The sequence below is a fragment of the Methanobrevibacter sp. genome (assembly GCF_015062935.1).
Taxonomy (GTDB): Archaea; Methanobacteriota; Methanobacteria; order Methanobacteriales; family Methanobacteriaceae; genus Methanocatella.
This window is the reverse complement of record NZ_SUTM01000009.1, coordinates 74,672-88,480: the sequence shown is the minus strand read 5'-3', so window position 1 is coordinate 88,480 and position 13,809 is coordinate 74,672. Positions and strand designations below refer to the sequence as shown.

At 34.6% G+C, this 13,809-nt stretch carries 14 protein-coding genes; 4 read left to right on the top strand and 10 right to left on the bottom strand.

Features of this window, described 5'->3' with window-relative positions; translation table 11 throughout:
* Positions 1 to 6 precede the first annotated feature (6 nt).
* From E7Z81_RS05905 to mcm, 3 genes are all read right to left on the bottom strand, one after another.
* Positions 7 to 1,050, bottom strand: coding sequence for a 60S ribosomal export protein NMD3 (locus E7Z81_RS05905; protein ID WP_292745295.1), 1,044 nt, complete (start codon positions 1,048 to 1,050; stop codon positions 7 to 9).
* A 32-nt stretch (positions 1,051 to 1,082) separates the two neighbouring features.
* A complete protein-coding gene (locus E7Z81_RS05900) occupies positions 1,083 to 1,490 on the bottom strand; it encodes a translation initiation factor IF-2 subunit beta (protein ID WP_067040760.1) in 408 nt (135 codons plus the stop codon).
* A 133-nt stretch (positions 1,491 to 1,623) separates the two neighbouring features.
* Positions 1,624 to 3,624 carry a minichromosome maintenance protein MCM gene (gene mcm / locus E7Z81_RS05895; protein WP_292745293.1) on the bottom strand — a complete coding sequence of 667 codons (2,001 nt, stop codon included), beginning with the start codon at positions 3,622 to 3,624 and terminating at the stop codon, positions 1,624 to 1,626.
* A 128-nt stretch (positions 3,625 to 3,752) separates the two neighbouring features.
* On the opposite strand from mcm, the gene E7Z81_RS05890 reads away from it, so the two are divergent.
* Complete coding sequence (locus E7Z81_RS05890) at positions 3,753 to 4,172, top strand: hypothetical protein (protein ID WP_292745291.1); 420 nt, start codon at positions 3,753 to 3,755, stop codon at positions 4,170 to 4,172.
* Positions 4,173 to 4,174: 2 nt separating this feature from the next.
* Here E7Z81_RS05890 and E7Z81_RS05885 read toward each other — a convergent pair whose 3' ends face one another.
* Together E7Z81_RS05885 and E7Z81_RS05880 are read right to left on the bottom strand one after the other, a co-directional pair.
* Positions 4,175 to 4,804, bottom strand: a complete 630-nt coding sequence (locus E7Z81_RS05885) for an SAM-dependent methyltransferase (RefSeq protein WP_292745289.1) — start codon at positions 4,802 to 4,804, stop codon at positions 4,175 to 4,177.
* Position 4,805: 1 nt separating this feature from the next.
* The gene (locus E7Z81_RS05880; protein ID WP_292745287.1) at positions 4,806 to 5,336 is read right to left on the bottom strand and encodes a metallophosphoesterase; all 531 of its coding nucleotides are present in this window, start codon (positions 5,334 to 5,336) and stop codon (positions 4,806 to 4,808) included.
* Between the two features lie 127 nt (positions 5,337 to 5,463).
* Here E7Z81_RS05880 and E7Z81_RS05875 point away from each other — a divergent pair, with 127 nt between their 5' ends.
* Complete coding sequence (locus E7Z81_RS05875; RefSeq protein ID WP_292745285.1) at positions 5,464 to 6,555, top strand: formate--phosphoribosylaminoimidazolecarboxamide ligase; 1,092 nt, start codon at positions 5,464 to 5,466, stop codon at positions 6,553 to 6,555.
* A gap of 8 nt (positions 6,556 to 6,563) precedes the next feature.
* Here E7Z81_RS05875 and E7Z81_RS05870 read toward each other — a convergent pair whose 3' ends face one another.
* The 3 genes from E7Z81_RS05870 to E7Z81_RS05860 all read right to left on the bottom strand — a co-directional run bounded on the left by E7Z81_RS05870 (position 6,564) and on the right by E7Z81_RS05860 (position 10,021).
* Positions 6,564 to 6,968: a hypothetical protein gene (locus E7Z81_RS05870; protein WP_292745283.1), complete on the bottom strand. Its 405-nt coding sequence runs from the start codon at positions 6,966 to 6,968 to the stop codon at positions 6,564 to 6,566.
* 17 nt (positions 6,969 to 6,985) lie between these two features.
* Positions 6,986 to 7,360, bottom strand: a complete 375-nt coding sequence (locus E7Z81_RS05865; protein WP_292745281.1) for a DUF5518 domain-containing protein — start codon at positions 7,358 to 7,360, stop codon at positions 6,986 to 6,988.
* Positions 7,361 to 7,423: 63 nt separating this feature from the next.
* Positions 7,424 to 10,021, bottom strand: a complete 2,598-nt coding sequence (locus E7Z81_RS05860; protein WP_292745279.1) for an ATP-dependent helicase — start codon at positions 10,019 to 10,021, stop codon at positions 7,424 to 7,426.
* A 307-nt stretch (positions 10,022 to 10,328) separates the two neighbouring features.
* Here E7Z81_RS05860 and E7Z81_RS05855 point away from each other — a divergent pair, with 307 nt between their 5' ends.
* Positions 10,329 to 11,099 (top strand): SDR family oxidoreductase, encoded by a 771-nt coding sequence (locus E7Z81_RS05855; protein WP_292745277.1) that lies wholly within the window; start codon positions 10,329 to 10,331, stop codon positions 11,097 to 11,099.
* Between the two features lie 180 nt (positions 11,100 to 11,279).
* Complete coding sequence (locus tag E7Z81_RS05850; protein ID WP_292745275.1) at positions 11,280 to 12,128, top strand: HEAT repeat domain-containing protein; 849 nt, start codon at positions 11,280 to 11,282, stop codon at positions 12,126 to 12,128.
* On the opposite strand, the gene E7Z81_RS05845 is transcribed toward E7Z81_RS05850, so the two are convergent.
* Together E7Z81_RS05845 and E7Z81_RS05840 are read right to left on the bottom strand one after the other, a co-directional pair.
* Entirely contained in the window at positions 12,129 to 12,953 is an 825-nt protein-coding gene (locus E7Z81_RS05845) for a carbon-nitrogen hydrolase family protein (RefSeq protein WP_292745273.1), read from the bottom strand.
* A 47-nt stretch (positions 12,954 to 13,000) separates the two neighbouring features.
* On the bottom strand, positions 13,001 to 13,771 hold the full coding sequence (locus E7Z81_RS05840) for a zinc ribbon domain-containing protein (protein WP_292745272.1): 771 nt from the start codon (positions 13,769 to 13,771) through the stop codon (positions 13,001 to 13,003).
* Positions 13,772 to 13,809: the final 38 nt, after the last annotated feature.

Sequence of the window (13,809 nt, the reverse complement as noted above, 5' to 3'; positions counted from 1 at the left end):
ATCACTTTAACTTAATAAATAAACGATATTATTGATTCTAATGAGTTTAACTTCTTCTCCAACATTATACTTATCGTATTCCTCTTTCATATCCAAATCAACTGCGGAATAGTCAATAGGATCTAAAATCTGTATAAATTGAGGAGATTTTGATATAATGGTTGCAGTTTCAACTTCATCCGCTTTTTTAACAAGCTCAATATCTTCCATATTTTTCATTGGAATATTATGTTTCTTGCTTGTGGTAATGTCAACTCCAACAAAGCTGTTTTTGCTGATGCTTGTTAGCTGAATAATTTTGTTCTCATAACTTATGAAATCATTAATTTCCGCTTCAGGAATTCTAACAGAAATCCAAACTCTGTAAAGTCCTTTTCCGGTAGATTTGTCTTCACTGATTAATCTTGGGGATTCCTTGATTATTCCTCCGAATTCCTCTTTCAGTGCTTCGGCCACTTTTTTACCTGATTTGAAAGATCCTATGTAATAATCATAACCTTCTTTCAGTTTAGCTATTTGAGGACAATATGCCAATTTATCTGAACTGGATTGCTTAAGTAATGTACGTTCAACAATTTCATCGGCTTTAGCATATTCTTCCGGTTTGATTTCCCGCTTATCTGCTCTAAACTGAATTACAGTTTCATAGTATCCTGACTGTACTTTGCTGCATGTTGGACAAACTGTTTTTTTAATTTTAACTTCGCAGTCATGGGTTTCTTCAATTTGAGCTCCATGAACTTCGCCAACCACTTCAACATAACATCTAGCTATTGTGCCTTTGAAATTTTCAATTTCAAGATTTATGAGTTCGTTTGAAACTTCATCTGCAATTTTTATATTTCTCTCGAGTGCTCTGTAGATTATTTCTTCTTCAGGGATAAATTCGTCACTCCATTTTCCCTCTTCAAGTTTGCTGTTGCAGTGGCTGCATATTTCTACTTCGATGCGTTTCGGAAGTTCAATCATTTGAAAATCCTTTAAAAAACAGTCGATGCAGACGTCGCCAACCATTTCCTTATCGGTACTGCCGCACTCTGGACAAAACATGTTATCAATAAAAATAAATAAAAAAAGTAGAATTATAATGATTTGAGAGGTGCTGTTGCACCGCATGCAGCACATTTGAGTAAGAATATTCTACCTTCTCTTATAATTCTAGTATCTGGTCTGTTACATTCGTGGCAAATTACGTATTTGTCCACATAGTCTTCAATTCTTTCGTTGATTAAGTAGTGGGTAAATTTACCTTGTAATATTGCTCTTTGACCTTCAATATTTCCTGCTGTACCTAATTCTCTCATTAAGAATTTTAATAAATGTTGAGGGTCTCTGTTTAAACCTTCTGCAACATCTTTAAAGTTTTTAATAAAGGTTCTATTACCTTGGATATCTGAATAAGCTTTAGGGATTTTGAATCTTTTATGTTCAAATACTTCAGGAGGTAATTGGTCTATTGCTCTTTCTAATAAATCTTCGTATTTATCCATTTTATCTCTCCTATGAAAATTAGTATAAGTATAATATATTAAATTTTGATTTAATCATTTATTAATGTATTGTTAATTGACGGTGATGCAGATTATTTTAAAAAAATTTAAAAAAAAGTTAATGGCGGAAATCTTAAGCACGCTTAAGATATCCTGTGGATGGAATATAAATTAATCCTTTCTGATTTAAGTTTCTAACAATTGATTCGACTTTATCTTCACTCATGTCGAATTTTTCAGCCATATTTGATACTAAAACATTTAACGGAGCCTGATTGCCGAATTCTTCTTCTAAAAGACCAATTTCTTCCATAACTTTCTGCATTTTTTCTCTCTCGGAAGTAGGTGTTCTTCCTTCCATTACTTCGATATCAATTTCTCCGGTTTCAGGATCCACTCCTACTTCTTTAAGACATGCCATTTGTAATCTGACAGCTTTTTCCGCATCTTCTTTATCAACAGTATCTTTGAGTTTGATTTTTGCACTTGCTTCTGATAAACGGATAATAGCCTCTAACTGCCTTGCAGTAATTGGTACTGGAGCCTGTTCTTCGGTATTGCTGTTTCTTGTACTGACGTAGAACTCCCTTAGAATTTCATTAGCTTCGTCAGTTAAAACAGGGTGGACATTCTTACGTGCATATGCAATATATTTTCTAAGCAGTTCAGGTTCAATTTCATAATCAACAGTATTTTCCTGGTGTATTTTTAAAATGTGTTCCGCTAATTTTGAGTCCCCTTCAACGCTTGGCTTATCTTCGATAACGAATATCAAATCAAAACGGGAAATAATCGGAGCAGGCAAATCAATTTGTTCTGCAAGCACTTTAAATCTGTCAAATCTTCCAAATTTAGGGTTTGCCGCTGCAAGAACTGAACATCTTGAATTCAATGTTGCCATAATTCCTGCTTTTGCAATACTTACTGTTTGTTGTTCTAAAGCTTCGTGAAGTGCAGACCTGTCTTCAGATCTCATCTTGTCCAGCTCGTCAACACATACGTTTCCCTGGTCTCCAAGAACCAATGCTCCGGCTTCCAGTGACCATCCTCCAAGTTCGTCTCTGACAGCTGCTGCAGTTAAACCTGCACCGGTTGTACCTTTACCACTTGTATAGATACTTCTTGGTGCCAGTCTTGAAACGTATTTCAGAATTTGGGATTTACCGATACCAGGGTCCCCGACAATGAGAATGTGGATATCTCCTCTTAATTTGGTTTCATCTTCAAGTTGTTTTGCAGCCCCTCCAAATAATTGCAATGCAATAGCTTCTTTAACTTCCCTGTATCCTCTAATTGAAGGTGCAGTTGATTTAATAATCTTGTCATAAATATTAGGGTCTTTTGATAATTCTAAAATTTTTTCTTCATCTTCTTCAGAAAGCTGCAGTTCCTCAAATTCCTGTTCCAGAGGTTCAATATGGTTAACATAAATATAATTTTTAAACTTACCGCTTCTTTCTTCCCTGAATGTTCTTAAAGTTCCTGTAACTCTAACTTTATCTCCAGGATTTAATTGGTCTACTAAATCGTCTTCCAAAACCATCAGCATTTGCTTAGGTTCAGTTCCTCCGGACAGGTTTTCTAAAGGTTCCTGCATTCTTGCTGTTTGGGTATCAATGTATTTTGATTCTTCCTGAAGCAGTCTAAATGATCTTCCACCACATTCGCTACATAATGAAGGTTCAATTATTCTATTTCCAGAAGTTTGTTCGACCTCATGCAATCTCATACATCCTCTACATTCAAAAACACCGGTTTCAATACGAGGTCTGATTTCATCTGTTTTTCTAACGATTCCGTCCGCTGCGACAAATGTTCCAATGTATTTACTTAGCAATGTCTTTAAAGGTATTACATTGGAGGTATGTTCAAAACGAATATTGATATCTGCATCCTTTACAAGAGGGTCGATATTTTTTATAGCTATCTGTGCAGCTTCAATAACTTCTTCCGGTTTATCTATTAACAAATCCGCAAGGTCTGGATCAAACATTTCCAGTTCATTGTAATCTACGATTAGTGACCGCTCATCAGGATATGTTTCAAGTATTTCGAATACATCATCCTTATAAGATGTTGCAAAAAATTCTTCGAATTTTATAATTGATGTTTGAGATTTAGTAGTAGAATTCATTATCTAATACTTAATATTTCATCACTTAAAAAAATATTGTATGAGAGCATTTGATAAGTAAAAGATATATATTAAAATTTATATACCTAATAGTTAATTAGTAAATTAATTTTTTAATTGAGGTTATTATGAGGAAATCTAGATTAAGCTTATTTAAATCTACTTCTATGTTAATTTCTGTCGTTGGAATTATCATGGTAATTTCAACAATCATAGTTGTAGCTTATGTGGGTTATAGCATGGTTTCATCAGGTATTACTAATGAAATATCATCCGGCACTCAATATGATGAGCTCGCTGATTTGAAAGCATCATACAGCAACCTGTCTGTTAAATTTGACAGTATTAAATCTACTTATTATTCAGGCAGTACCGATGATATTAAAGTGTATAATGATGCAAAAATAGAGTTGTCACGGGCAAATTCTGCTATTGAAAATGTACAAAGTGCTTTGGATGCAGGTAAACCATCCAATGAAGTAGACAGTAGAATCGACTTTGCCAAACAGAAACTTCAAACTGCTAATGACGCATATAACAGTCTTTAAATTTATTTTCCTTTTCTATTTTTTTTAGATTTATATTCCAGTCCTACAACATACATTTCAGAACTTTTTTTACGTGATGATGCAGGTTTTGTGGTCTTAACTTTTCTGAATTTTCCTTTAAGAGAATCCAGCATCGGTTTGTAATCCGGACCCTGAAACACTTTCATGACAAGGTTTCCCTTATTTTCCAGGATATTTTCTGCAATTTCTATCACGGTATTTGTTAAATCAATGGACCTGAGCTGGTCAATGTTTTTTATTCCACATAGTGATGGTGAGGCATCTGACATGACCACGTCCGCTCTTCCTCCGATGATGTTCATAATTTTTTCCTGCACTTCGGGAGTTGTGAAATCCCCTCTCAGGCCATGGTAGTTTTCTTCATGGAACTTTTTGAATCTGTTTAAATCGACTCCAACTACAATTCCTTCTTCGCCAACCTTTTCAAGCGCTACCTGTGACCATCCGCCAGGAGCGGCTCCCAAATCAACTACGGTATTTCCTTCTTTAAGTAGTTTAAACTTTTTATCCAACTGTTTAAGTTTGTATGATGCTCGTGAGCGGTATTCTTCTTTTTTAGCTTTTTTATAATATGGATCATGATGTTTTTCCACTTGCCATCTGCTTCCCATTTCAATCCCTCTTGAATTTATCGAAATCTAGAGCACTGCAAACCGGAGCGCCTATTTTAACAATTTCAACATCCACTTCCTTGTTGTTAATTTCAAGCAACATCACTGTTCTGTCTGCAAGCCTAGGCACTATCGGACTTCCTGGGTTGATTAACAGCACCCCATCGGTCTGCTCTATTTTTGGCTGATGTGAATGTCCGGAAACTAATATGTCCACATCAAGTTCCTTTGCAATATATACCAATTGCTGTGTGTCTGCTCTCGGATATACTTCTCCATGTATCAATCCGATTTTAAGGCCTTCGGCTTCGATTGTTTTTGCCTGAGGCAGGTTAATTCCATTAGCTCTATCCATATTTCCCTGAACTGCCATAACCGGAGCTATGCTTTCTAATTTTTCAATAACTTTCGGTGAAGTCAAATCACCTGCATGCAATATTAAATCAACATCTTTAAACGCTTCAAGCACGTTATCTGGCAGTTGTCTTGCCCTATCTGGAATATGTGTGTCTGAAATTAAACCGATTAACATTTTATCTGTTCCTTTATAATTCAGTTTACTGTTTGTTTTTCATTATTTTTAATGTTATTCAAAATAAAAACTATTATAAATTCTAAAAATATATATAATATTATCGTTCTTTTAAGGAGAAGATATAATGGGAGAAGTTAAAAAAGAAGACATTTTGGAAATTTTGGCTGGTTATGACAAGGAAAATATAACCATAGCTACCTTAGGAAGCCACACTTCTTTACATATTTTACAAGGTGCTAAAGAAGAAGGATTCAGAACAGCTATCGTTTGTCAAAAAGGCAGAGAAGTTCCATATCAAAGATTTGGCGTTGCTGATGAATATATCATAGTCGATGAATTTAAAGACATTGTCAATGAAGATGTTCAACAACAGCTTAGAGACATGAATGCAATTGTTATCCCACACGGATCTTTTGTAGCATATGCAGGTTTGGATAATGTCGAAGACAAATTCAATGTGCCAATGTTCGGTAACAGGGATGTGCTTAGATGGGAAGCTGAAAGAGACAAGGAAAGAGCTTTGCTTGTTGAAGGCGATGTAAGAATTCCATTCAAATACAATGACCCGTCTGAAATTGACAGGCCGGTAATGGTAAAATTCCCTGGTGCAAGAGGTGGAAGAGGTTACTTTGTAGCATCATCTACTGAAGAGTTTGATGCAAAAATCGAAGCTATGAAAGCACGTGGCTGGTTAGAAGACAGTGATGTTGAAGCAGCACACATTGAAGAATATGTTTCCGGTTGTAACTATTGTATACACTATTTTTACTCTGCACTTGATGATACAGTTGAATTAATGGGTATGGACACAAGATATGAATCCAGTATTGACGGATTTGTAAGGATGCCTGCAAAAGACCAATTAGACATTGATTTAAGTCCATCTTATGTTGTAACTGGTAATCACCCTGCTGTAATACGTGAATCATTACTTCCTCAAGTATTTGATATTGCAGACAAATTAACTGAAAGTGCTAAAAAATTAGTTGCTCCAGGTTTAAACGGTCCATTCTGTATGCAAACATTAGTAAATGATAACCTTGAAGTAATCTGTTTCGAAATCAGTGCAAGAACTGACGGTGGAACAAATACCTTTATGGATGGTTCTCCTTACTCCTACTTAACCTATGGCAAACCAATGAGTATGGGTAGAAGAATTGCAGTTGAAATTAAAAACGGAATAGAAAGAGATGAATTAGAAAAAATAATAACATAAATTTGTTATTATTTTTTGCCTTTCTTTTTATTTTTACCTATTTTTTGTTGTTTTTCATATTGTTCTAAAGCTTTAACACGGCTTCTTTTTGTCCATGCACCAACAAAACCGACAACCGCACCAACAATAAGGATAATTAATGTCACGGTTATTATTCCGGTTTCTGTTAAAAAGAATCCGTCGAATTGCCCCATATATCCCTGTAATGTTAAAACTACAATAGGTGTTGAAGCAAGTAAACCCATTAATGTACCTGCTTTAAGGTTATCTTGCCCATATCCTGCATAAATAAGTCCTATTGCTGAAAATGGATAAAACCAATCCCAATATTGATATCCGAATAGTATAAATGCAGCAGCTATTGCCGCTCCAAACACTAGTGCTTTAATGTTTATGCCGAAATCATATTTCATTTTATATCTCCAAAAACTTAATTTTCATTTTTAGAAGCTATTGCTCCTCCAATAGCTCCAGTAATTCCCATGACAATTGCATAGTGGATTAATTTTGAAATAATTGCAACAATGCTTGAGATTCCAGATAATGTAAATCCGGTCAAACCTCCGAAAATTCCAAATAGGCTTCCTCCGAAAGTAGCAATTATGATAAATAATATTGCGCAGACAATTGTGCCGAATGCTCCTGCAACTGCAGCATTCCACAGGCCTCCCAGTATTCCGGAATGGGCAATATATCCAGTAATAAATCCAACGATTAACAATCCAATGAATTCATATCTAGCAAAGAATGACTGTACAATTACAGCTAATATGAAACCGGTAATTACAGCGCTCCATTTAGTCATAGTATCACCTTTTTTTAAGTCATTATTTAATATGTTAATATAAGTATTTAATTATTTTTTTAATCAATAGATGTCTTTTAATTTATCTTTGATTTGGTCAAGTATTGCCTGATGCATTCTTTTTGTAAATTCTCCCTTGTCATTTTGATTTAAAACATCGAGATATCCCTGTGAGACCAAATTAAATGCGAAAGGACTTGGAATCACAGTATTTATTGTTTTGATTTCCATTTCTTCTCTGTCAATCATTTCAATTACTTTCAGGGCATTTTTAATGTCCATGTAATCTTCAAGAGCTTCTCTACGGGCTTCTTTTAATATTGAGAAGTTATCGTCCATTTCCTGAACAAACTTGAGTAAAATTTTTCCCCTGACCTGTTGGCGGCCTACGGATTTGGATTCCCCTTTGTATCTTCTAAGTGTCATCAGGGATCTTCCGGCACAATGCCTGAATCTTGAAGCTAAAGTTTCTGTTTTATTCAATGCATTAATCAGAATGGTTTCAAAGTTTTCAGGATTTATTTCTCTAAATGATTCGAGCCCTCCGATTTTACTGTCTGATGATAAATAGAATCCGTTATCGGATATTGAAATGGTAACGTTCATGTTGTATTTTTGAGCAACAATGTATGCGACAGCTCTTGAAAGGGCATCGTTGACCTTTCTTCCGAATAATGAATGGAATATGACAAAGCGTCTTCCGCCAAATCCTTTATAATATTCGATTAATAACCTGCGTTTGGTTGGGATTTTAGCATATTTGAATTGTTCCACGAAATATTCATATATGGAATTTGCCGCAAAATCGTCTACGTATAAGTATTCATGAATAAATTCCATGATTTCCTCTTTGCTTCTGCGATATTGGAATTTAGAATCCATGTGGTCTCTGAATTGCTGTATGTCCATTGCTAGGTCAAAAGCCAGTGGGAGCTGCTGTGAAAACCATGAAGGTATTGTCGGAGGTCCGCTTGCTGGAGTTACATTGATTGTCATTCCTTTTCCGTAGTTGAATCTGTAGGTTCTACCGCCCAAAACGAATGTATCTCCTTTTTTAAGTCTTTCCATGAATGTTTCTTCTATTTTACCAACGGTTTCTCCATCACATTTAACCAAAACTCCAGATGAATCTGGTATTGTTCCGATGTTTGTTGAATAAAGCATTCTAGCTAGTTTTCCACGTTTTCCAAAGGTATTTTCTTTATAATCAATCCAAATCTTTGCATAAACGTATCTTTCTTCAAGTTCAGGATATTCTCCGGCCATGTAACTTAAAACATCTTCATAATCGTCCCTTGTGAGATGTCTATAGCAGTAGCTTTTGCAAATCACATCATATGCATAGTCAATGTCCCATGGATTTTCAATGCTCATCCCATAAATGTGTTGTGCTAAAACGTCCAAGCAGTTTGTTGGTATTGATATTTTATCGATTTTACCTTCTTTTGCATTTTTAAGCAATACGGAACATTCCACTAAATCGTCACGGTCGGTAACAATGATTTTTCCCCTAGATTTTTCATGCAATCTGTGACCGCTTCTTCCAATCCTTTGAAGGGCTCTGGATACGGATTTTGGTGAATTGATTAAAACGACCAGATCAATGTATCCTATATCGATTCCAAGTTCAAGAGATGTTGATGAGATAACTGCTTTCAGTTTTCCCTCTTTTAGTTTGTTTTCGGTTTCCAGGCGCACTTCCTTGGATAGTGATGAGTGGTGTGCCATAATGTTTGTATCATTATAGTGCATTGGATACATTTTCTTTAAATTATAGACAAATCTCTCTGTTCCGCTACGGGTATTGGTAAATACTAATGTGGTCTTGTTTTCCCAAATCAAATCATCCAGTAAATCATACATTCCGAGTCTGGTGTCCTCTTCGTCAGCTAGAACAATATCGCTTACCGGACACATTACTTCCATGTCCAGCTCTTTTAAATAATTTACATTTACAATTTTGCAGTTCCGCTCAACTCCGTATTCATAGCCTACTAAAAATCGTGCAACTTCCTCAATCGGGCTTACTGTTGCAGACAATCCGATACGGGTGTACTGTCCTATTAGATGCTGCAGTCTTTCCAAAGATAAACTGAGGTGAACTCCACGTTTATTCTCGGCCAATGAGTGAATTTCGTCTATTATGACATATTTCACCCCACTTAATTTTTCCCTAAATTTCGGTGCAACAAGCAAAATGGATAATGTTTCGGGGGTAGTAATCAGAATATGCGGCGGTTTTTTAAGCATTTTCTGCCTTTGATACTGGGAAGTGTCTCCTGTTCTTACGGCTTTTCTAATTCCTAAATCACGGCCGGCTATTTCTTCAATTCCCTTCAGGGGTTCATCCAAGTTTTTTTCGATATCGTTATCCAATGCCTTCAATGGTGAGATGTAAATGCAATAAACCTTGTCCTCCAATTGATCTTTTTCGGCAAGTGATGTCAGTTCGCTGATGACAGATAAAAATGCGGTCAATGTTTTACCTGAACCTGTCGGTGATGAAATTAAGATGTTATTTCTTTTGTGGATGTCAATGATTGATTTTTTCTGTGCAGGAGTAAAGTCTTTAAACTTTGAGTTAAACCATTTTTGAACCCATGGATGTAGGGTTTTTAAAATTTGCTTTTTGGTATAACTTTTTGTTTGCTCTTCAATCATTTTCGCAGGTTCCCTTTTTGATAATTTTCTATGGTTTTAATTTTGTATTAATCGTTATTAAATATGATTTTTTTCACGTTAAATTAGATTCTAATTTAAATATGGGGGTTATAGAAATGGAGTCCTATAATAGAAATTAAACATGAATTGTCTAAATGTCAAAAATATTAGATATAATCCATCAACAATCAACTTTTATTCTAAAAAATGATATAAAAATGAAAAATTTATAAACTAATCTTGACATAATTTATATTAACCATATGAATAACTTATGATGTTAATTTATGTGGTGGAGCGTGAAAACATGAATGATTTATTTAATTTATCAGGACAAGTAGCTTTAGTAAGCGGAGCATCCTCCGGTATTGGTGTTGATATGGCAAAAGCATATGCAAGATATGGTGCTAACATCGTAGTTACCGGAAGAAGGAAAGAAAGATTAGATCAAGTTGCAGAAGAAATTAAAGAACTTGGCGTAGACTGCATCGGCGTAGTCTGTGATGTAACCGATACTGAAAGTGTTGAAAATTGCGTAAAAGAAGTCATGGATCACTTTGGAAGAATTGATATCCTCCACAACAATGCAGGATACGGAGCAACAAAAGAAGCAGAATTATTAACTGACGATGAATGGAACAAAACTGTTGATGTAGACCTCACAGGTACCTTCAAAATGTCAAGAGCTGTTGCTCGTGAAGCAATGATTCCACAAAAATACGGAAGAATCATTAACACCGCATCTATGTTTGGTTTAGTTGGAACAATGGCAACCCCAACATCCCCATATGCAGCTGCAAAAGGTGGAGTAGTAAACCTCACAAGACAATTAGCAGCAGAATGGGCAAAATACAACATTACTGTAAATGCAATCTGTCCAGGTACTTTCCCAACAGAACTTACTCGTTCAACTATCGACAATGACGAATACAAAGCATACACAAAAACTGTTGTACCTGTTGGAAGATCTGGTGTTGATGGTGAATTAGACTCCACTGTTGTATACTTAGCATCCCCTAAATCCAGTTACGTAACTGGTCAAGCAATTGCTGTAGATGGTGGATACACCTGTATTTAAATTGAAAATTTTATTTTCAATTTTCTTTTTTTCTTTTTTTCGATAATTAATCGATGTAAATTTCTTTTTTAGTGTCTAATTATTTTTACTTTTTTTGACTAACTGTTTTCTGTTTCATATGAATTTTAAACGGTCATGTGTAATGGGTATTTATATATTCTTAAAAACTAATTTAATATCATGTCTAATTTAAGTTTTGATGAAGCTATTAACAACTTATCAAATGATGATGTTAAAGTTCGAAAAGAAGCTATAGAATCATTAGTTGGAACTAATGATGAATCAGCTATTGAACCATTGATTAAAGCTACCACTGATGAAAATGCTCAAGTAAGATTTAAAGCAGCTGAAATTTTAGGTAGTATGGGGGATGTGGCTGTCGATAAATTAATTGATGAATTTAAAAATGCAGAAGGTAAAGACAAACGTTTTTTAGCTTTTGCACTTAAAGAAACTGAAGATAAAAAAGTTATTCCTTATTTTGTTGAAGCAACTGAAGATGAAGATTTTGGTGTTAGAAAAGTTGCAGTACGTTCTCTTGGTGATCTTCAGGCTGAAGATGAATTGGATACTATTGCAAAATGTCTTGAAGATGAAGATTGGGGTGTCAGACTCGCTGCAATCCAGGCATTAGGGGATATTGCAACAGATGAATCAATCAATTTGATTAAAAAAGCAAGAAAATCAGAAGAGGATAAGGATTTCAAAAAATCATGTAATAAAGCTATTAAAAAAGCACAAAAAAGACAAAAAGCTAAATCTTCAGGAAAATCCATTGTTAAAGTAATACCTATGAGTACAATTAAAGAAATGGAAAAAACCAATCTTCAAAAAGCTATAAAAGAATACGAAAGATATGTTGATGCAAAACAGCCTAAAGATGCTCCATATAAAAGATTATGTGTTCTTTACAGAAAAGCTAATGATAGAGACAATGAAATAAGGGTCATTGAAACTGCAATTGAAGTATTTGCTGATAATGAAAAGAAATTACCTTACTTCGAGAAAAGATTGGCTAAATTGAAATAGTTATTTTTTAATAATTTCATAGAGATCTTCTCTTTTATTTTTTAAAAGAGGAAGTTCTTCCCTTATTTTTTTTATTTCATCTAAATCAATTTCACCATATATTATTTCCTCTTTTTCACCAGCTTCTGCTATAATTTCGCCCCAGGGATTTGTAATTATTGAATGTCCGAAACTGTGATATGATGCGTCCCTGTTTAATGCAGGTGCAACTCCCACGCAATAAACCTGATTGTCCAGAGCACGTGATTTAAAAAGAAGTTCCCAGTGGGCAGGGCCGGTGGTCATATTGAATGCGCCGGGGTAGAATAATATTAATGCTCCGTCTTCCACCATAATTCGTGCAAGCTCTGGAAAACGGATGTCATAGCAGATTCCAATACCTATTTTTCCAAATTCTGTTTCAGCGGTGGTAAATTCATCTCCAGCTGTTAAAACATCGGATTCTTTAAAAGTAATCTTATCTTTAACATCAATATCAAAAAGATGCATTTTTCTATGCTTTGCTATAATATCTCCTTCTTTGTTGAAAAGATAGGATGTATTGTAAAGTTTTTCATTTTCTTTTTCAGGAATTGAGCCTGCTAAAATGTATGTCTTATTGGATTTAGCTAATGAGGATATCTGGTTTAATGTGTAACTGTCATTTTCCACTTCACCATATTCTATAAATTTATCATTAGAATAGGGACAGTTAAACATTTCAGGTAAAACAATAAAATCAGCATTCTTGCAAGCCTTATTAATCATTGAACTTGCTTTTTTTAAATTTTCCTCTTTATTGTCAATGACATTCATTTGACAAAGAGCAATTTTGATTTTTGTCATATTATGACCTTTTAAAATAAGAAAAATAAGTATGAATTAAATCATACTTAAATAATATCTGCGGAATTAACTACTTGATTGATGCTGTCTGATGTAATGGAGTTAATAGAATCTCCAGTAATCTTGAACACGTATAATTCTCCATCAGTAAACATTGAAACATATCTGGTGTAGTTTCCATCGGCATTTTCAACAATGATGTTTGACCCGTTTCTGCCATCTAATGTGACGGTTTCAACAAGTTCAATAGCGTCACCATTACTTAATGCATGACTGATTCTTTGTTGATTGATGTCTTTTAGTGAACTAGCACTACTTGTAATGTTATAATGTTCTATAATTGTATTATTATCATTTTGGAAAAATACAGCGCCTTCATGATCTGCATCACTAAGATTTACACTATTCCAACTTTCAGGGTATTTGAATGCAAAATCACCAGCATTATATTCAAGTAAATTACTACTGCCTTGAATAGGAGAGGTGTTTTTATTTGACCCTGTAAGGACAATTCCACAAATTACAATTAAAGTAATAAGCACAATGGCTCCAATAATAAGTTTTTTTTCTTTAATTATGTCGAGTGTACTTTGTTGATTGGAAGGTTTTTCCACTTTTGGCTTATCTTTGGAAATATCAACTTTTGGTTCCTCGCGAATGATGTTCTCTTTTTTAGGAATTTCAGCTCGTTGTTCATTTTGAAATATGCTGTCTTTTTTACGAGCTTTAACTTTTGGTTTGGGGAAGTTATATCCACAATTTCCACAAACAGGAGCTCCATCATAACTAGGATTTCCACATTCAGGACATTTTTTCACAACTTAACCTCCATTAAAATTTACATTTTATTAATAAT